The sequence below is a fragment of the Sphingomonas glaciei genome (assembly GCF_023380025.1).
Classification (GTDB): Bacteria; Pseudomonadota; Alphaproteobacteria; order Sphingomonadales; family Sphingomonadaceae; genus Sphingomicrobium; species Sphingomicrobium glaciei.
Genome location: NZ_CP097253.1, coordinates 1478555 through 1497195, shown reverse-complemented (window position 1 = coordinate 1497195; position 18641 = coordinate 1478555). Strand labels below are relative to the sequence as shown.

Sequence of the window (18641 nt, the reverse complement as noted above, 5' to 3'; positions counted from 1 at the left end):
CCCGCCGCGCGGCTAAGCGGCGCCGATGCCGACGCTTCCTACCGCACCCCGTTCGACCCGCGAGGAAGCCGCGGCCACCTTTGCGCTGGCCTGGCCGCTGATCCTGTCCAACCTCGCCGCCAACGCCATCACCACCACCGACGTGCTGATGCTCGGCCGGCTGGGGCCCGAACCGCTGGCCGCCGCCGCCCTGGCCGTGAACCTCTACAATCTGCTGCTGCTGACCGGGGTCGGACTGTCGGTCGCCATCTCGCCGATGATCGCGGGCGCGCTCGGCCGCCGCAAGGGCGCGGCGCGGGACAGTCGCCGCAGCTTCCGCATGGGCCTGTGGCTGGTCACCTTCTACGCTACGATCGCCACCGCCCTGCTGGCCTTTGCCGAGCCTCTGTTCCTCCTGCTCGGGCAGGAGCCGAAGCTCAGCCGCGACGCCGGCGAGTTCATGGACGTGCTGCAATGGGCGCTGTGGCCGACCCTGCTCGGTTTCCTGATGCGGAACCTGCTGACCGCCTTCAGCCGCGCCTGGGTGCCGCTGGTGGTGGCACTGGGCGGCGTCGCGCTCAATGCCTTCCTTAACTACGGCCTGATCTTTGGCCACTTCGGCCTGCCGAGGCTCGGTTTTGAGGGCAGCGCGTTCGCCACGGTCATTACCAACATCGCCATGCTCGCCCTGATGGTGCTCGCCGCCGCGCGCCTGCCGCGACTTCGAATGATGCACCTGTTCGGTCACTGGTGGCGCGCCGACTGGCCACGGTTCAAGGAACTGGCCAAGCTCGGCATTCCAATCAGCCTGACCTGGAGCTTCGAGGTCGGCGTGTTCAGCGCTGCTGTCGTGTTGATGGGACTGATCGACACCACCAGCGTGGCGGCGCACGTGATCGCGCTGCAGCTTGCGGCATTGATGTTCATGGTGCCCCTGGGCCTATCCCAGGCGGCGACGGTGCGGGTCGGCTACGGGCATGGCGCGCGCGACCTCTTGTGGGTCACCAGGGCAGGGCGGGTCGCGATCGCTTTCGCACTCGTATTCTCGCTCGCTTCGGCCGCCATTATGTGGCTGTTCCCGGGATGGCTGGCCGCCCTGTTCCTCGACATGAGCAAGCCCGACAGCGCGGCCGTGCTAGCGCTGGCGGTGCAGTTCCTGCTGATCGCCGCCGTGTTCCAGTTCGCCGACGGGGCGCAGGTGGTGGGGGCCTCGATCCTGCGCGGACTGCACGACACCCGGGTGCCGATGTTCTTCGCCGCCTTCGGCTATTGGGCGGTAGGCATCGGGGTCGGCGCCTGGCTGGCGTTCGAGACACCGCTGCGCGGGCGCGGGATCTGGATCGGACTTGCGCTCGGCCTGGCCATCGTCGCCGTCCTGATGCTGTGGCGCTGGTCGCGGCGCGAGAAGCTGGGACTAGTTTCCGCCGCCGCCCATTGACGTTCCGTCGGCCTCCAACCATATGCCGGCCGACGCTGGCACTCTCCCCAAGTGAGTGCCAGCGGAACCATTCACCTTAGCAACCAAGAGGGGCTAGCACATGGCTTTCAGGCCGCTTCACGACCGAGTCCTCGTCCGCAGGGTCGAGGCAGAAGCAAAGACCGCCGGCGGGATCATCATTCCCGAAACGGCGCAAGAGAAGCCGCAGCAGGGCGAAGTCGTCTCGGTCGGCACCGGCGCCCGCAACGACCAGGGCGTGGTCACTCCGCTCGAGGTCAAGGCCGGCGACCGCATCCTGTTCGGCAAGTGGTCGGGCACCGAGGTCAAGGTCGACGGCGAAGACCTGATCATCATGAAGGAAAGCGACATCCTGGGCATCGTTGACTGACGCCAGCCGGCTCGGAAAATCGACTTTCTTTTCTCACAATTCTTCAAAACTGAAAGGGTAGCCACATGGCAGCCAAGGACGTGAAATTCAGCCGCGACGCGCGTGAGCGCATTCTTCGCGGCGTCGACATCCTCGCCGATGCGGTCAAGGTCACGCTGGGGCCGAAGGGCCGCAACGTCGTCATCGACAAGAGCTTCGGCGCACCGCGCATCACCAAGGACGGCGTCACCGTCGCCAAGGAGATCGAGCTCAAGGACAAGTTCGAGAACATGGGTGCGCAGATGCTGCGCGAAGTGGCCTCGAAGACCAACGACATCGCCGGCGACGGCACCACCACCGCCACCGTGCTCGCCCAGGCGATCGTCCGCGAGGGCATGAAGTCGGTCGCCGCCGGCATGAACCCGATGGACCTGAAGCGCGGCATCGACCTCGCCGTCCAGAAGGTGGTCGAGGACCTCAAGGCCCGCTCCAAGCCCGTCGCCAACAGCCAGGAAGTTGCCCAGGTCGGCATCATCTCGGCCAACGGCGACCGTGAAGTCGGCGAGAAGATCGCCGAAGCCATGGACAAGGTCGGCAAGGAAGGCGTCATCACCGTCGAGGAGGCCAAGGGTCTCGAGTTCGAGCTGGATGTCGTCGAAGGCATGCAGTTCGACCGCGGCTACCTGTCGCCCTACTTCATCACCAACCCGGAGAAGATGCAGGTCGAACTCGCCGATCCGTACATCCTGATCCACGAGAAGAAGCTCAGCAATCTGCAGGCGATGCTTCCGATCCTCGAAGCCGTGGTCCAGAGCGGTCGTCCGCTGCTGATCATCGCCGAGGACATCGAAGGCGAAGCGCTGGCGACCCTGGTCGTCAACAAGCTGCGCGGCGGCCTCAAGGTCGCGGCCGTCAAGGCGCCGGGCTTCGGTGATCGCCGCAAGGCGATGCTCGAGGACATCGCGATCCTGACCGGCGGCGAGATGATCTCGGAAGATCTCGGCATCAAGCTCGAGAACGTCACGGTTGGCATGCTCGGCACCGCCAAGCGCGTCACTATCGACAAGGACAACACCACCATCGTCGACGGCGCCGGTGACAAGTCCGGGATCGAAGGCCGTGTCGGCGCGATCCGCCAGCAGATCGAAGTCACCAGCAGCGACTATGACCGTGAGAAGCTCCAGGAGCGCCTCGCCAAGCTCGCCGGCGGTGTGGCCGTGATCAAGGTCGGTGGTTCGACCGAAGTCGAGGTCAAGGAGCGCAAGGATCGCGTCGACGACGCGCTGCATGCGACCCGCGCCGCGGTTGAGGAAGGCATCGTCCCCGGCGGCGGTACGGCGCTGCTGTACGCCACCAAGGCGATCGAAGGCCTCAAGGGCGCCAACGACGACCAGACCCGCGGTGTCGATATCATCCGCAAGGCGCTCTACGCGCCGGTCCGCCAGATCGCGTCCAACGCCGGTCATGACGGTGCGGTGATCTCGGGCAAACTGCTCGAGGGCGACGATGCCAACCTCGGCTTCAACGCCCAGACCGACACCTACGAGAACCTGGTGTCGGCCGGCGTGATCGACCCGACCAAGGTCGTCCGCACCGCCCTCCAGGACGCGGCTTCGGTCGCCGGCCTGCTGATCACCACCGAAGCGGCGATCAGCGAGCTCCCGGAAGACAAGCCCTCGGCCGGCGGCATGCCCGGCGGCATGGGCGGCATGGGCGGCATGGACTTCTAAGTCCCGCCACTTCATCGCGAAGAAACGGGAAGGGCCTCGGCAGCATATGCCGGGGCCCTTTTCTTGTGCCGCTAGACCAGCATTCCGTCCGGCCGTCGCACCCGCCCGCCCTGGAAACCGGCGGTCCTCCGGATCGCGCGCCAGTCCTCCATCCGGTCGGTGCCGAAGGTGAAGCTCAGCAGCGCGGTCGGCGCATCGGAGCAACCGGGCTGGGTCGAGTGCAGGAACTGGTCGCCGAAGATCACCGCCTCGCCCTCGCGGTAATCATAGCTGCGCGTCTCCCCGGTCAGCGTCTTGTAGAGCAACCCGAAGCCGGGCTTCGGGGTCCCGATCGGGGTGACCAGGGTAAAGGCCTGGTTGCCGGTCGCGTCCCAGTCGACGTGGAAGTCGGGCTCGCGGCAGTGGCTGCGCGCCACCACGAAGCCCTGGTACAGCCGGATGGCGTGGTCGACGGCGACGTAGTCGGTCACGTGCCGCGCCACCTCAAGTGCATCGAACGCCGCTTGGAATCGCGCGAAGCTCGCTTCCTCGGCCGCCGAGATCCAGCGGATGTCGCTGTTCCAGTCCGGCCGCTCGACGTGATAGGCGGCGGGAACGATCTCGGCCGCAAGGTCGGCGAAGCCTGCGGCGACGGCCGGATCGATCGCCACCCGCATCACGTTGGGCGCCAGCCACTCACGGTCGAGGAAATGCTTCATCCTCCGCACCATGACCGGCCCCCGGCGCCAACGCCAGCGCCTCTCAGCGCTTGCGGACGAACTCGGCGCGGAGGACCAGCCCCTTGATCCCGTCGAACCTGCAGTCGATCTCCTGCGCATCGCCGGTCAGGCGGATCGACTTGATCAGCGTTCCCCGCTTGAGCGTCTGCCCCGCGCCCTTGACCTCGAGGTCCTTAATCAGCGTCACCTGGTCGCCGTCGGTAAGCAGGTTGCCGACCGCGTCGCGCACCTCGACCGTCGCCGCTACAGCGTCGCGCCGAGCCACTTCGGTCGCCGGCAGCCACTCGCCGCTTTCCTCGTGATAGACGTAATCGTCGTCGCTCACCGCTCCGCTTCCTTCCAATGAGAAAGGGCCGCCCGGTCTCCCGGACGGCCCTCCCTTGATGCCTTGTCAGGCGTCGAAGGTCTTACTGACCCGCAACGTTGTCCTGGCCGTTGGCGACGTCCTCAGCGGCATTCTCGATCGAGTTGCCGGCGTTCGACAGGCTGTTGCCAGCAGCGTCGAGGGCGTTGTCCGCAGCGGCGCCGAGGTTCTCGGTGCCGGCAATGGCGGCATTGGTGTCAGCCGCAGCTTCGGTCTCGATCGTGTTCTCGGTCGAGACGGCGTTGTCAGCAGCATTGTCCTGGCAAGCGGCGAGGCCGAGACCCAGAACCGCAACGGCGGCGATAGCGATCTTCTTCATAATCGGTTTCCATCCCTATGTTTTCGGGTCCGTCGCTCCCTTGAGACGAGCTCGGGTCCCCAAGCGACCGGCCCATATTTGGGTCTGGCCAGCGCGCGGATTTAGGTGAGAGGAGGCGTCGACGCAATTCTCTTTTGCGACGAACCGAAATCGGACACGCAAACGCTTGTAGATATAAAGATATCTTTATATCGTTATGTCATGACCGTTCCGCTTCCTCTGGCCGACCTGTTCCAGGCTTTGGCCGACCCCAGCCGGCTGCGTCTGCTCGCTCTCCTCAAGGAGATGGAGCTGACCGTTGGCGAGCTGGCGCAGGTCCTGGCGCAAAGCCAGCCGCGGGTCAGTCGCCACCTCAAGATTCTCGCCGATGCCCATCTGGTCGAGCGGCGCAAGGAAGGCAGCTGGGTGTTCCTGCAGCTGGGCGACCCGGGGCTGGTCGATGCGCTGACCGGCCTGTGGGCCGCCGCCGCCGATCCCATCACCACCCGCCAGTTCGCCTCCGACCGCGCCCGCCTCGCCGCCGTGCGGGCCGACCGGGCCGAGGCCGCGGCCCGCTATTTCGCCGCCCACGCCGCCGAATGGGACCAGATCCGCTCGCTCCACGTCGCCGATGCACAGGTCGAGGAAGCGATCCGCGAAGCCTTGGGCGATGGCCCGATCGGCCAGCTAGTCGACATCGGCACCGGCACCGGGCGGATGATCGAGTTGTTCGGCACCGCCGCCACCCGCAGCATCGGCATCGACCGCTCGACCGAAATGCTGCGCCTGGCCCGGGTCAAGCTGGAGCAGGCCGGAGTCGAGGCCGTCTCGCTCCGGCAGGGCGACATGTACGCGCTTCCGCTGCCCGACGCAGAGGCCGACGTGGTGCTGCTCCATCAGGTCCTCCATTACGCTCATTCCCCCGCCGCTGCGGTCGCCGAGGGCGCTCGCCTGCTGCGGGCCGGGGGACGGCTGTTGATCATCGATTTCGCCCCCCATGAGCGCGAGGAATTGCGCGACACCGCCCAGCATGCCCGACTCGGCTTCTCCGACGAGGCGGTGGTCGGCTGGCTCGCCGCCGCCGGGCTCGAGGGCAAGGTCGTCCGCCATCTCAAGGGCGGGGAGCTGACCGTCACCCTCTGGGCCGGTATCCGGCCGGCCCGCCTCGACCAGGAAAGGAAGGCTGCATGAGCAGCGCCCCCGTGCCGTTTCCGGCTGCCGAACCGCCGCCGCTCTTCGCTCATGCCCGCGGCGACATCGACGTCAGCTTCGAATTCTTCCCGCCCAAGACCGACCCGATGAATGAGACGCTGTGGCGCTCGATCCAGATGCTCGAGCCGCTCTCGCCGCGCTTCGTCTCGGTCACCTACGGTGCAGGCGGCACGACCCGCGAGCGGACCCACCAGACCGTCGCCCGGATCGTCCGCGAGACCGGGCTGGCCGCGGCCGCGCATCTCACCTGTGTCGATGCCAGCAAGGCCGAGATCGACGAGATCGCCCGCGCTTACTGGGACGCCGGGGTGCGCCACATCGTCGCCCTGCGCGGCGATCCGCCCGAGGAGGGCCGCGACTATGCGCCGCATCCCGACGGCTACGCCAATGCCGCCGACCTCGTCGCCGGACTCACGAAGATCGCGCCATTCGAGATCAGCGTTGCCTGCTACCCCGAGGTCCACCCCCAGGCCGACTGTCCCGACAGCGATCTCGACAATCTGAAGCGCAAGATCGACGCCGGTGCGACTCGCGCGATCAGCCAGTTCTTCTTTTCGGCCGACAATTTCTTTCGTTTCCGCGATCGCGCTGCCGCAGCCGGGATCGACGCCGAGATCGTGCCGGGCATCCTTCCCGTCAGCAACGTCGCCCAGACCCGCAAGTTCGCCGGCCTGTGCGGGGCCGAGATTCCGGCCTGGATGGACGAGATGTTCGAAGGGCTCGACGCGCTTCCCGCCGCCCGCCAGCTGATCGCCGCCACCGTCGCCGCCGAACTGTGCGGCCAGCTCTACGCCGGCGGCATCCGCCACTTCCACTTCTACACCTTGAACAGGGCCGAACTCGCTTATGCCATCTGCCATCTGCTCGGCGTCCGTGCGCCGTGCGAAGCCGCCGCGGCGATCAAATGAGCGCGCGTGACGACCTGATCGCGGCGGCCGCCGAACGGATTCTCGTTATCGATGGCGCCTTCGGGACCGAGATCCAGAACCGCGGCTTGGCCGAGGCCGACTATGCCGGCACCCTCGGGCTCGGCCATGACCAGAAGGGTAATAACGACATCCTGGCGTTGACCCGCCCGGACGTCCCCGAAGCGATCCATCGCGCCTATTTCGAGGCTGGCGCGGACATCGCCGAGACCAATACCTTTTCGGCCAACCGGATCAGCCAGGCCGATTATGGCGCTGAGCATCTGGTCCGCGAAATCAACCTCGAAAGCGCCCGCATCGCCCGCCGCGTCGCCGACGAGTTCATCGCTCGCGATGGCCGCCGCCGCTTCGTCGCGGGCGCGATCGGGCCGACCAACAAGACGCTATCGCTGTCGCCGCAGGTCAACGACCCCGGTTTCCGCGAGATCGACTTCGACACGCTGAAGGACGTCTACCGCGAGCAGATCGATGCGCTGGTCGAGGGCGGGGTCGATTTCATTCTGATCGAGACCATCTTCGACACGCTCAACGCCAAGGCCGGAATCAAGGCCGCGCTGGAAGCCGGCGAAGCCCTGGGCCGCGACCTACCGATCATGCTGTCGATGACCATCACCGACCTTAGCGGCCGCAACCTGTCGGGCCACACCGTCGAGGCCTTCTGGCACGCCGTCCGCCACGCCCGGCCCGTGACGATCGGTCTCAACTGCTCCTTCGGCGCCGAGCAGCTCCGACCGCACGTCCGAACGCTCGCCGACAATTGCGACGCGCTGGTGATGGTCTATCCCAACGCCGGGTTGCCCAACGACCTCGGCGCTTATGACGAACTGCCGGAAACCACCGCGAGCCTCGTCGGAGAATGGGCCCGGAACGGCCAGGTCAACATCCTTGGCGGCTGCTGCGGCTCGACCCCCGAGCACATTCGCGCCATCGCCGACTTCGTGCGCGATCTTCCCCCGCGCTCGCTCCCCCAACTGACTGTGAAGACACGGCTTGCCGGTCTCGAACCCATGGTGATCGCCGCGTGAATTCCGTTTCTTCCGGTTCGTCCTTCGTCAACATCGGCGAGCGGACCAATGTCACCGGCTCCGCCAAGTTCAAGAAACTGATTCTCGCGGGCGATTACGACGCCGCGGTGGAAGTCGCGCGCGATCAGGTCGAGAATGGCGCGCAGGTGATCGACGTCAACATGGACGAGGCGCTGCTCGACGGCGAACTCGCCATGACGACCTTCCTCAAGCGGATCGCCGCTGAGCCCGACATCGCGCGGGTGCCGGTGATGATCGACAGCTCCAAGTGGAGCGTGATCGAGGCCGGCCTCAAATGCGTGTCGGGCAAGCCGATCGTCAATTCGATCAGCATGAAAGAAGGTGAGGAGCCGTTCCTCGCCCAGGCCCGCGCCTGCATGGCTTATGGCGCCGCGGTCGTGGTCATGGCCTTCGACAAGGTGGGCCAGGCCGACACCGCACAGCGCAAGATCGAAATCTGCGAGCGCGCCTACAAGCTGCTCACCGGCATCGGCTTTCCGCCCGAGGACATCATCTTCGATCCCAACGTCTTCGCCGTCGCGACCGGGATCGAGGAGCATAATCGCTACGCCATCGACTTCATCGAGGCGCTGCGCGAGATCAAGCGCTGCTGCCCCCACGTCCACTTCTCGGGCGGGCTGTCGAACCTGTCCTTCAGCTTCCGCGGCAACGAGCCGGTGCGCCGCGCGATGCACTCGGTGTTCCTCTACCACGCCATTCCCGCCGGGTTGGACATGGCGATCGTCAATGCCGGCCAGCTGGATGTTTACGACGCGATCGACCCCGAGCTTCGTGACGCCTGCGAGGACGTCATCTTCGACCGCCGGCCGGACGCGACCGAGCGGTTGATCACGCTCGCCGAGCGCTTCCGCGGCACCGATGCGGCTGTCGAGGTGCGCGAGGCTGCATGGCGCAGTTGGCCGGTGCGCGAGCGCCTCGCCCATGCGCTGGTCAAGGGCATCGACGCCCACGTCGTCGACGACACCGAAGAGGCCCGCCACACCGTCAAGCGCCCGATCGAAGTCATCGAGGGGCCGCTGATGGACGGGATGAACATCGTCGGTGACCTGTTCGGGTCGGGCAAGATGTTCCTGCCGCAGGTGGTGAAGTCCGCTCGCGTGATGAAAAAGGCGGTTGCCCACCTGCTGCCCTTCATCGAGGCCGAGAAGGTCGCCGGGGAAAGCGCCGGCAAGGGCAAGGTCGTGATGGCCACCGTCAAGGGCGACGTTCACGACATCGGCAAGAACATCGTCGGCGTGGTCCTTGCCTGCAACGGCTTTGAGGTGATCGACCTCGGCGTGATGACGCCCTGGCCCAAGATCCTCGAAGCGGCGAACGAGAATGGCGCCGACATCATCGGTCTTTCGGGTCTTATCACCCCCTCGCTCGACGAGATGGTCACGGTGGCCGAGGAGATGGAGCGCGCCGGCATGACCCGCCCGCTGCTGATCGGCGGGGCGACCACCAGCCGCGCCCATACCGCGCTGCGCATCGCGCCGAAGTACTCCGGCCCGGTGATCCACGTCCTCGACGCCAGCCGCGCGGTCGGCGTCGCCGGGTCGCTGGTCAGCGATGGCCCGCAACGCCAGGAACTGATCGGCCGCACCGCCAGCGATTATCAGCAGCTGCGCGAACAGCGTGAGGGCAGGGGGCAGAGCGATCTCGCGACCCTCGACGAAGCGCGCTCGAACCGCTTCGACGGCGACGGCGCCGGCCCCGCGCCCAAACCGCTCCGCCCCGGGCTACACACTTTCGATAGCTGGGATCTCGCCGACCTGCGGCGGGTGATCGACTGGACCCCGTTCTTCCGCGCCTGGGAGCTTCACGGGGTCTACCCTGCGATCCTCGACGACCCGGTCGTCGGCAAGGAAGCCCGCAGCCTGTTCCACGATGCCGAGACGATGCTTGACCAGATTATCGAAGGCGGCTGGCTGCAGGCGCGCGGCACCGTCGGCCTGTGGCCCGCGCACCGCGAGGGGGACGATATTGTCGCCGCGGACAAGCGCCTGCCGATGCTCCGCCAGCAGGTCCGCAAGCGCGAGGGCCGGCCGAACATGTGCCTCGCCGACTTCATCGCCGAGGCTGACGACTGGCTCGGCGGTTTCGCGGTCGCGATCCACGGTATCGAACCGCACCTCGAGCGCTTTCAGGCCGACAAGGACGATTACAGCGATATCATGCTGAAATCGCTCGCCGACCGCCTCGCCGAAGCCTTTGCCGAACGCCTCCATCAGCATGTCCGCACCGAGCTGTGGGGCTATGCGCCCGACGAGAACCTCTCGAACGAGGACCTGATCAAGGAGCGCTACCGCGGCATCCGCCCGGCGCCGGGCTATCCGGCCTGTCCGGAGCACAGCCTCAAGCAGCTGCTGATGGAGCTTCTCGGGTCCGATGCAGCCGGGATCCGCCTGACCGAAAGCTTCGCCATGCTGCCCGCCTCGGCGGTGTCGGGCTTCTACTTCGCGCATCCCGACAGCGCCTATTTCGGCGTCGCCCGAATCGGCCAGGATCAGCTCGACGACTATGCCGCCCGTCGCGGCGTCGACATCGATACCGCCGCCCGCTGGCTGCGCCCCAACCTCGACTGACGCGCGCCATTGCGAACGAAGCGAAGCGATTCCCGTACGGCCAAGGGGATCGCTTCGCCTGCGACTTGCAATGACGTAGAGAGCGGGCGAATGCTCCGTTTCCTCACCTTTCTCTTCGCTCTGATCCTTGCCGTCCCTGCCGCCTCCCAGCTCGGCGCAGGGCCGAAGCACATGGGTCTTGCGCTGGTCGCCGAAGGTCCCGCCATCCCTGGGCAGGAAGTCGAGCTCGCGCTGGTGATGGTGCCCGAGGAAGGCTGGCACGGTTATTGGGAGAACCCGGGCGACGCAGGTAAGCCGATGACCGTCGAATGGCGGCTGCCCCCGGGCGCGACGGCCGGCCCGCTTCGCTACCCGGTTCCGACCCGCCTTACAGTCGCTGGCCTGATGAACCATGTGTTCAAGGGGCCTTACGCGGTGCTCACCCGCCTCAAGGTCCCCGCCGGCGCCCGCGGCACCTTGCCGATCCGCGCCAGCCTCGACTACCTCGTGTGCACCGACAAAGTCTGCGTCCCCGAACGCGGGGAGGTGTCGCTCGACTTGCCGGTGGGCAGCGGGTCGACGGACACCCGCTTCGACGCCTGGCGCGGCAAACTGCCCCAGCCGCTCGGCACTCCCGCCACCTTTGCAGTTGCGGGCGATCGCCTCCAGGTCGCCATTCCGCTGCCCGACACCGTCGCCGTCACGTCGCCCTACCTCTATGCCATCACCGGCGACACCGTGCGCTACGCCGAAGCGCAGAGCTTCCGCCGCACCGACGACCGCCTGATCGCCGAGCTTCCGCTTGCCCAGGCCCCCGCCGCCAGCTTCGAAGGGGTGATCGACCTCGGCACCGGCCGCGCGCTGCGCTTCACTGCCGCACCAGGCGCCGTGCCCGAAGGCGGTAAGGCAGTCGGCGGCGGGGAGACCTGGCGCTTGCTCCTGTTCGCCTTCCTCGGCGCGGTGGCCGGCGGGCTGATCCTCAACCTCATGCCCTGCGTGTTCCCGATCCTTGCGCTAAAAGCCCTCGCGCTGGCCCGTGCCGGCGGCGAAGAGCGCGAGGCGCGGGCCGACGCGCTGGGCTACACGGCCGGCGCGATCGTCGGCACCGGCGCGCTCGGCGCGGTCCTGCTCCTCGTTCGCGCCGGAGGTAGCGCCGCCGGCTGGGCGTTCCAGCTGCAGGACCCGCGCACCGTCCTGCTGCTGTTCCTGCTGGCAGTCGCAATCACTCTCAACCTGCTCGGGATGTTCAAGCTTCCGGTGCTGGGCGGCGAAGGCAATCCGCGCAGCGGCTTCGTCACCGGGGCGCTGGCCGCCTTCGTCGCCACTCCCTGCGCCGGTCCGTTCATGGGCGCTGCGCTCGGCACCGCGCTGCTGCTGCCGGCCGCCGGCGCGCTGCTGGTGTTCGCCGGCCTTGGCCTTGGCCTCGCGCTGCCGTTCCTGTTGCTCGCCTTCGTGCCCACGCTGCGCAAGCGGCTGCCGAGGCCCGGCCCGTGGATGGCGCGCTTGCAGCGCATCCTCGCGATACCGATGGCCTTGTCAGCGCTGGCCGCCTTGTGGCTGCTGTGGCGCCAGGGCGGGACCAGCGCGCTGCTGCTCGGCCTCGTCTCCGCCGTCCTGCTTGTCGCCGCCCTGCTGTTCGCTGGCCGCCGCCAGACCAGTGGCCAGCCCGCGTTAAGTGCCCCGGTGGTCGCACTGCTGCTATTGGTTGCCGTGCCACTGCTTGGCATCGGCCGCGGCGAGATGGCGGTGACCACCCGCGGCAACGCCGGCGAAGCATGGAGCGAGGCCAAGGTCGCCGCCGCCCGCGCCGTCGGCCGCCCGGTGTTCGTCTATTTCACCGCCGACTGGTGCCTCAGCTGTAAGGTCAACGAAGCCAGCACCATCGACCGCGAGCCGGTCCGCGACGCGCTGAAAGCCGCCAACGCCGAAGTGCTTGTAGCCGACTGGACCAATGCCGACCCGGCGATCACCCGGTTTCTCGACAGCCGCGGCCGCGGCGCGATCCCGCTTTACTTGTGGTACGCGCCGGGCGCCGCCGAGCCCGAGGAACTGCCGCAGGTGCTGACCCCCGACACGTTAATCGCGCGTGCCGCCGCCACGCGGCGCTAATCAGCCCCGTTCGGGCGTCACCGTCGGCGTCTTCTCCCACACCTTCCGACCGGCGATCCAGGTCTCCAGCACCTGGGTCCGCGCGAGGTCGTGGGCCGAGACTGCTGCCGGATCGCGGTCGACCAGGATGAAGTCGGCATAATGCCCGACGTCGAGCCCGCCCATTTTCGCCTCGGCGAAGCTCGCATAGGCCGCGTCGCGGGTGAAGCCGGCCAGTGCCTGGCCGAAGCTCAGTCGCTCCTGCGGCCGCCAGCCGCCAGCCGGCTGGTCGTCCAGCCCCTGCCGGCTGACCGCCGCGGCGAGGCCGGGGAAGGGGTTGGGATCCTCGACCGGAAAGTCCGAACCGAGCGGCAGGCGCACGCCGGTCCTGGCCAGCGTCTTCCAGGCATAGGCCCCGCCGAGCCGGTTCGGTCCCAGCCGCGCTTCGGCCATTAGCCGGTCGCTGGTCTGGTGCACCGGCTGCATCGACGGGATGACCTTGCCCGCCGCGAACCGGTTGAGGTCGCGTACATCGACGATTTGCGCATGTTCGACCCGGCAACGCCGATCGCCGGTACCGCAGCCGATCGCGGCGAAGCCGCCCAGCACCATGTCGTTGGCCGCATCGCCGATCGCGTGCACCGCGACCTGGAAGCCATCCCGCACTGCGACACCACCCTGCGTCCGCAGTTCGGCTGGGCTGAGCAGCGGCAGTCCGCGCGTGTGCGGCGCGTCGGCGTAGGGCGCCTTCAGCCACGCCCCGCGCGAGCCTAGCGCGCCGTCGGCGTAGAGCTTGACCCCCGACAGCCATAGGCAGTCGTCAAACTGCGACCCGCGCTTCGCGACCTGCTGCAGCTTGGCAAGCTCGGCGCTTCCCGCCGCATAGGAGAATATCCGCAGCTTCTGCCGGCCCGCTCCATAAGCCGCCAGCATCGCCTGCCAGTCGGCAAGGCTGGTGCCCATGTCGGCCACCGCGGTCAGACCGCGCGACAGCAAAGCTTCCTGGCCCCGGTCGAGCGCGGCCGCCCGCATCGCCGGGGTCGGCGCGGGCACGTGACGGTCGACCAGCGCAGTCGCCGCGTCCACGAAGAGCCCGTCGCGGATCTCGCCGCCGGCCGGAGCCTTGGTCGTCGCGGTCACTCCCGCCGCCCGCAACGCCGCGCTGTTGCCGACCGAGGCATGGCCATCGACCCGCTCCAGCCATACCGGGCGGTCGCCGACCACCGCGTCGAGGTCGGCGCTGGTTGGAAACTTCTTGTCCGCCCACAATTCCTGGTTCCAGCCGCGTCCCGTGATCCACGGCAGGTCTGGATTGGCCGCGGCATAGTCGCGGAGACGTTGCTGCAGCTCGGCCAGGCTGCGCGTGCCGGTGAGGTCGAGCTGCCCCAGCGCAAGACCATAGCCCATGACGTGGCCGTGGGCGTCGATCAGCCCCGGCATTAGCACCTGGCCGCCTCCGTTCAGCACCCGCGTCCCTGTTGGTAGCTTGAACATTTCGCCGTGGAGCACGCGCTTCACCCTGCCGTCCTCGCCCACCAGCAGGCCGGTGAAGCGCTCCACCTTGCGGTCGGCGGTCACCTTCACGCCCTTGACGTTGGTGACGAGGAGATCGGCGGCGGCGGCCGGCGTGGCGGAGAGGAGGAGGGCGGCAGCGCCCGATAGCAGCGTCTTCATGGGCACGGCCTAGCATTGTCGCCGCGCGAGGGAAGGGCTAGCGCTTTGCCCCGCATGACACCGCCCGATATCAACGACATCCGCGCCGCCGCCGATCGCATCGCCGGTGCCGTGGTCCGCACCCCGTTCCTCCTCAGCCGCACCTTGTCCGAGATCATCGGCGCCGAAGTTTGGCTGAAGTTCGAGAACCTCCAGTTCACCGCCGCCTACAAGGAGCGCGGCGCACTCAACAAACTGCTTCAGCTGCGCGACGACGAACGCGCCCGCGGGGTGATCGCCGCCAGCGCCGGCAATCATGCCCAGGCGGTTGCCTATCATGGTCGCCGGCTCGGCATCCCAGTCACCATCGTCATGCCGACATCGACTCCGCTGATGAAGGTCGCTCAGACAGAGGAGCATGGCGCGCGGGTGGTGCTCCACGGCGACCGCTTCGACGACGCCTACGCCCGCGCCCGCGAGATCGAGGCGGCTGAGGGACTGATCTTCGTTCACCCGTTCGACGACCCAGCCATCGTCGCCGGCACCGGCACCATCGCCATCGAGATGCTGAGCGAAGTTCCCGAGCTCGACACTCTGGTCATCCCGATCGGCGGCGGCGGCCTCATCAGCGGGGTGGCGATCGCCGCCCGCACGCTGAAGCCGGGGGTCGAGATCGTCGGTGTCGAGGCCGAACTCTACCCGTCGATGAAGAACGTCGTCGAAGGCGGCACCCAGGCGATCGGCGGCGATACCCTGGCCGAGGGCATTGCGGTCAAGGAACCGGGCAAGCTCACCCGCGCCATCATCAAGGACAAGGTCGACCGGATCGAACTCGTCTCCGAACGCGATATCGAACATGCAGTGGCGCTGCTGGTCGCCATCGAGAAGACGGTGGTCGAAGGGGCAGGGGCCGCCGGCCTCGCCCACCTGCTTGGCGCGCCCGAAGCCTACAAGGGCCGCAAGGTCGGCACCGTGCTGTGCGGTGGCAACATCGACACCCACCTCCTCGCAAATGTCCTGATCCGCGAGCTGGTCCGCTGCGGCCGGATCGCCCGGCTGCGGATCGGCGCGCAGGACCGCCCCGGCGCGCTCGCCGCCATCACCGCCTGCTTCCACGAGGCTGGGGTCAACATCATCGAGACCAATCACCAGCGCATCTTCTCCAAGCTGCCGGCCAAGGACACGGTGATCGAGGTCGAATGCGAAGCGCGCGACGCCGAGGCGATCGAGGCGCTGGTCCAGCGGCTCGAGGGCAAGGGCTTCGTCGTCACCCGCGCCGCGCTCGACTAGGCACTCAATCCGCTCCTTCGCGCTCGCAGATCGAAATCTGCAGCAGCATCGCGCCGGTCGCCAGGAAGCTGAGCGCCAGCACCCAGGCAAAGCTGGCGATAAGTTCACTGGTGGTGCCGAACAGGGCGACGATGATGCTGGCCAGCGGCAGGCCGAGGATCAGGATCGCGGCCAGCGCAAGATCGGTTGCGGCAGCGATCCCGGTCCAGCGCCGGACCGCCGATCCCCCCGCCTGTAGCGTCGCCCAGGCCAGCATCGCCACCCGCAGCAGCAGCCAGAAGGTCATCACCGTGATGTTGGGCAGGAACCGCGTTTCCTCTCGCGCCAGGAACAGGCACCCGGCGGCCAGCGTGACGATCCCAGCCAGGGTGGCGGGAAGCCGCGCCGCCCGTCGTCCGGTAGCTGCGATCACCTCCAGCAGCCCGGCGACCAGTAGCAGGTCGCCGACCACCAGCGCGCCGCTCGACGCGGCGACCTCGGGCAGCAGCAGGGCGCCAAGCGCCAGCAGCAGGATCAGCCCGCCGCAAAGCGCCGTCATGCGGGCGCGGCGCTGGTCAGGGGTCGCGGTCATTGCGCAGTGGTAACAACGTCGACGGCCCGGCGGTTCCCCGACCGCACGGCTTCGAATGATCGGAAAATGCGGTCAGTCCGGCGAGAATGATTTGTTTGGGTCGTCAACCAAGGAGAGCTAGGGGATCATCAGAATTCCAAAAGACTCGGCAGGAGGCTCAACATCATGGACGCAAAAACCGGCGAACTTTCCGGCGGCTGCCCTTTCAATCACGAGGTCAAGGCACGCTCGCTGATCGGACGGCAGAACAAGGATTGGTGGCCCGAAGCGCTGCCGGTCGACATCCTTACCCAGGGCGGCCTGTCGCCCGACCCGATGGGCGCCGACTTCAACTATGCCGAGGCGTTCAACGCGCTCGACTATGCCGCGCTCAAGGCCGACCTCACCGCGCTGATGACCGACAGCAAGCCGTGGTGGCCGGCGGATTATGGTCACTACGGCCCGTTCATGATCCGCATGGCCTGGCATGCCGCCGGCACCTACCGCACCGCCGACGGGCGCGGCGGCGCCAATAGCGGGCAGCAGCGCTTCGCTCCGCTCAACAGCTGGCCGGATAACGGCAACCTCGACAAGGCTCGCCGCTTGCTGTGGCCGATCAAGCAGAAGTACGGCAAAAACATCAGCTGGGCCGACCTGTTCATCCTCGCCGGCAATGTCGCGATCGAAAGCATGGGCGGACCGGTGTTCGGCTTCGGCGGCGGTCGCCGCGACGTGTTCGAGCCTGAGCGGGACATCTATTGGGGCGCCGAGGAGCAGTGGGTCGCCGCCGAGGAAACCCGCATCCAGCCCGAGCGTGAGATGGAGCTCGAGCATCCGCTCGCCGCGATCCAGATGGGCCTGATCTACGTCAATCCCGAAGGCCCGGGCGGCAATCCCGACCCGCTGCAGTCCGCGCGCGACATCAAGATCACCTTCGAGCGCATGGCGATGAACCATGAGGAGACCGTCGCGCTGACCGCTGGCGGCCACACCTTCGGCAAGGCCCATGGCGCAGGTGATCCCAGCCTCGTCGGCGATGCGCCGGAGGGCGCCGACATCGCGATGATGGGCATGGGCTGGACCTCGACCCACGAAAGCGGAATGGGCGAGCACACCATCACCAGCGGCATCGAGGGTGCGTGGGTGAACACTCCTACCGAGTGGAGCGAGAACTACTTCCGACTCCTGCTCGACTATGAGTATGAGCTCGTACGCTCGCCCGCAGGGGCCCAGCAGTGGCAGCCGATCAACCAGCGCGAAGAGGACAAGGCGCCGGCCGCGCACGATCCCTCGATCCGCGTCCCGACCATGATGACCACCGCCGACATGGCGCTCAAGGTCGATCCGGAATTCCGCGCCATCAGCGAGAAGTTCCGCAACGATCACGAAGCGTTCAAGGACGCCTTTGCCCGCGCCTGGTTCAAGCTGACCCACCGCGACATGGGTCCCAAGGTCCGTTACCTCGGGCCGGAAGTGCCTGCCGAAGACCTCATCTGGCAGGACCCGGTTCCCGCCGGCAAGGACCCGACCTCGGCCGAGGTCGAGCGCTTCAGCAAGGCAATCCTTGGGTCCGGCCTGACCGTGGGTCAGTTGGTCAAGGCGGCTTGGGCTTCGGCCTCCAGCTACCGCAAGACGGACCATCGCGGCGGCGCCAACGGCGCTCGCATCCGCCTCGATCCGCAGCGCGGATGGGAGGTCAATGAGCCGGAGGAGCTGTCCCGCGTCCTGGCCGAGATCGAGGAACTGCGCGGCGAGCTGTCGATGGCCGACGCCATCGTGCTGGCTGGCTCGGCGGCCGTCGGCAAGGCGGCCCGCGATGCCGGCTTTGACGTCACCGTGCCGTTCCAGGGCGGCCGCGGCGATGCGACGCAGGACTGGACCGACGCCGAGAGCTTTGCTGTGATGGAACCGGCGGCCGATGGCTTCCGCAACTATCTCAAGACCAAGCACAGCGTTAAGACCGAGGAGCTGCTGGTCGACAAGGCTTCGCTGCTCGGTCTGTCGGTGCCCGAAATGGCGGTGCTGATGGGCGGCCTGCGCGTGCTCGGAGCCAACTACCAGAACCGACCGGAAGGCGTGCTGACCAACCGCGTCGGCCAGCTGACCAACGACTTCTTCGTCAACCTGCTCGACAACGACACCTTCTGGGAAGTCGTCGACACGTCGGCTGACGAGGAGTTCATCGGCTACGACCGCGGCGGCAAGATCGAGAAGTGGAGGGCGACCCGTACCGACCTCATCTTCGGGTCGAACAGCCAGCTTCGCGCCACCGCCGAAGTCTATGCCGAAAAGGGCAACGAACAGCTGTTCGTGCGCCACTTCATCGACGCCTGGGTCAAGGTCATGAACGCCGACCGCTTCGACCTGTTGTCGGCGGACGAGGTTTCGGCCGACCAAGCCGGCGACGGCACCAACACCGGGGTGTAATCTCTGCT

General features: G+C 67.4%; 15 protein-coding genes. 10 read left to right on the top strand and 5 right to left on the bottom strand.

Annotated features, from left to right (window positions below; genetic code table 11):
- The first annotated feature begins 25 nt into the window (after positions 1-25).
- The 3 genes from M1K48_RS07340 to groL all read left to right on the top strand — a co-directional run bounded on the left by M1K48_RS07340 (position 26) and on the right by groL (position 3514).
- Positions 26-1417 (top strand): MATE family efflux transporter, encoded by a 1392-nt coding sequence (locus tag M1K48_RS07340; RefSeq protein ID WP_249453954.1) that lies wholly within the window; start codon positions 26-28, stop codon positions 1415-1417.
- A 100-nt stretch (positions 1418-1517) separates the two neighbouring features.
- The gene (groES, locus tag M1K48_RS07335) at positions 1518-1805 is read left to right on the top strand and encodes a co-chaperone GroES (RefSeq protein ID WP_249453952.1); all 288 of its coding nucleotides are present in this window, start codon (positions 1518-1520) and stop codon (positions 1803-1805) included.
- 65 nt (positions 1806-1870) lie between these two features.
- Positions 1871-3514: a chaperonin GroEL gene (groL, locus tag M1K48_RS07330; protein WP_249453950.1), complete on the top strand. Its 1644-nt coding sequence runs from the start codon at positions 1871-1873 to the stop codon at positions 3512-3514.
- A 71-nt stretch (positions 3515-3585) separates the two neighbouring features.
- On the opposite strand, the gene M1K48_RS07325 is transcribed toward groL, so the two are convergent.
- From M1K48_RS07325 to M1K48_RS07315, 3 genes are all read right to left on the bottom strand, one after another.
- Positions 3586-4212 carry a hypothetical protein gene (locus M1K48_RS07325; RefSeq protein WP_249453948.1) on the bottom strand — a complete coding sequence of 209 codons (627 nt, stop codon included), beginning with the start codon at positions 4210-4212 and terminating at the stop codon, positions 3586-3588.
- Positions 4213-4255: 43 nt separating this feature from the next.
- Positions 4256-4558 carry an alkylphosphonate utilization protein gene (locus M1K48_RS07320; protein WP_249453946.1) on the bottom strand — a complete coding sequence of 101 codons (303 nt, stop codon included), beginning with the start codon at positions 4556-4558 and terminating at the stop codon, positions 4256-4258.
- An 82-nt stretch (positions 4559-4640) separates the two neighbouring features.
- On the bottom strand, positions 4641-4916 hold the full coding sequence (locus M1K48_RS07315) for a hypothetical protein (protein ID WP_249453944.1): 276 nt from the start codon (positions 4914-4916) through the stop codon (positions 4641-4643).
- Positions 4917-5117: 201 nt separating this feature from the next.
- On the opposite strand from M1K48_RS07315, the gene M1K48_RS07310 reads away from it, so the two are divergent.
- The 5 genes from M1K48_RS07310 (at position 5118) to M1K48_RS07290 (ending at position 12734) form a co-directional block, all read left to right on the top strand.
- The gene (locus M1K48_RS07310) at positions 5118-6086 is read left to right on the top strand and encodes an ArsR/SmtB family transcription factor (protein ID WP_249453942.1); all 969 of its coding nucleotides are present in this window, start codon (positions 5118-5120) and stop codon (positions 6084-6086) included.
- Entirely contained in the window at positions 6083-7015 is a 933-nt protein-coding gene (metF, locus tag M1K48_RS07305) for a methylenetetrahydrofolate reductase [NAD(P)H] (protein WP_249453940.1), read from the top strand. Before M1K48_RS07310 ends, metF begins: the two co-directional genes overlap by 4 nt.
- Positions 7012-8058, top strand: coding sequence for a homocysteine S-methyltransferase family protein (locus M1K48_RS07300; RefSeq protein WP_249453938.1), 1047 nt, complete (start codon positions 7012-7014; stop codon positions 8056-8058). Before metF ends, M1K48_RS07300 begins: the two co-directional genes overlap by 4 nt.
- Entirely contained in the window at positions 8055-10646 is a 2592-nt protein-coding gene (metH, locus tag M1K48_RS07295) for a methionine synthase (protein ID WP_249453936.1), read from the top strand. Before M1K48_RS07300 ends, metH begins: the two co-directional genes overlap by 4 nt.
- Before the next feature lie 90 nt (positions 10647-10736).
- Positions 10737-12734 (top strand): protein-disulfide reductase DsbD family protein, encoded by a 1998-nt coding sequence (locus M1K48_RS07290; RefSeq protein ID WP_249453934.1) that lies wholly within the window; start codon positions 10737-10739, stop codon positions 12732-12734.
- Here the strand turns inward: M1K48_RS07290 and M1K48_RS07285 are convergent, their stop codons facing one another.
- Positions 12735-14387 carry an amidohydrolase gene (locus M1K48_RS07285; protein WP_249453932.1) on the bottom strand — a complete coding sequence of 551 codons (1653 nt, stop codon included), beginning with the start codon at positions 14385-14387 and terminating at the stop codon, positions 12735-12737. It abuts the gene before it with no gap.
- Between the two features lie 54 nt (positions 14388-14441).
- Here M1K48_RS07285 and M1K48_RS07280 point away from each other — a divergent pair, with 54 nt between their 5' ends.
- A complete protein-coding gene (locus tag M1K48_RS07280; RefSeq protein ID WP_249453930.1) occupies positions 14442-15656 on the top strand; it encodes a threonine ammonia-lyase in 1215 nt (404 codons plus the stop codon).
- Positions 15657-15660: 4 nt separating this feature from the next.
- Here the strand turns inward: M1K48_RS07280 and M1K48_RS07275 are convergent, their stop codons facing one another.
- Positions 15661-16227, bottom strand: a complete 567-nt coding sequence (locus tag M1K48_RS07275; RefSeq protein WP_249453928.1) for a hypothetical protein — start codon at positions 16225-16227, stop codon at positions 15661-15663.
- A 165-nt stretch (positions 16228-16392) separates the two neighbouring features.
- Here M1K48_RS07275 and katG point away from each other — a divergent pair, with 165 nt between their 5' ends.
- Positions 16393-18633, top strand: a complete 2241-nt coding sequence (gene katG / locus M1K48_RS07270; RefSeq protein ID WP_249453927.1) for a catalase/peroxidase HPI — start codon at positions 16393-16395, stop codon at positions 18631-18633.
- Positions 18634-18641 lie beyond the last annotated feature (8 nt).

Bases quoted from the DNA above. Each gene is read 5' to 3' on its own strand.
- M1K48_RS07340 (WP_249453954.1), top strand. From the start codon at position 26: ATGCCGACGCTTCCTACCGCACCCCGTTCGACCCGCGAGGAAGCCGCG.
- groES (WP_249453952.1), top strand. From the start codon at position 1,518: ATGGCTTTCAGGCCGCTTCACGACCGAGTCCTCGTCCGCAGGGTCGAG.
- groL (WP_249453950.1), top strand. From the start codon at position 1,871: ATGGCAGCCAAGGACGTGAAATTCAGCCGCGACGCGCGTGAGCGCATT.
- M1K48_RS07325 (WP_249453948.1), bottom strand. From the start codon at position 4,212: ATGAAGCATTTCCTCGACCGTGAGTGGCTGGCGCCCAACGTGATGCGG.
- M1K48_RS07315 (WP_249453944.1), bottom strand. From the start codon at position 4,916: ATGAAGAAGATCGCTATCGCCGCCGTTGCGGTTCTGGGTCTCGGCCTC.
- M1K48_RS07310 (WP_249453942.1), top strand. From the start codon at position 5,118: ATGACCGTTCCGCTTCCTCTGGCCGACCTGTTCCAGGCTTTGGCCGAC.
- metF (WP_249453940.1), top strand. From the start codon at position 6,083: ATGAGCAGCGCCCCCGTGCCGTTTCCGGCTGCCGAACCGCCGCCGCTC.
- M1K48_RS07300 (WP_249453938.1), top strand. From the start codon at position 7,012: ATGAGCGCGCGTGACGACCTGATCGCGGCGGCCGCCGAACGGATTCTC.
- M1K48_RS07290 (WP_249453934.1), top strand. From the start codon at position 10,737: ATGCTCCGTTTCCTCACCTTTCTCTTCGCTCTGATCCTTGCCGTCCCT.
- M1K48_RS07285 (WP_249453932.1), bottom strand. From the start codon at position 14,387: ATGAAGACGCTGCTATCGGGCGCTGCCGCCCTCCTCCTCTCCGCCACG.
- M1K48_RS07280 (WP_249453930.1), top strand. From the start codon at position 14,442: ATGACACCGCCCGATATCAACGACATCCGCGCCGCCGCCGATCGCATC.
- M1K48_RS07275 (WP_249453928.1), bottom strand. From the start codon at position 16,227: ATGACCGCGACCCCTGACCAGCGCCGCGCCCGCATGACGGCGCTTTGC.
- katG (WP_249453927.1), top strand. From the start codon at position 16,393: ATGGACGCAAAAACCGGCGAACTTTCCGGCGGCTGCCCTTTCAATCAC.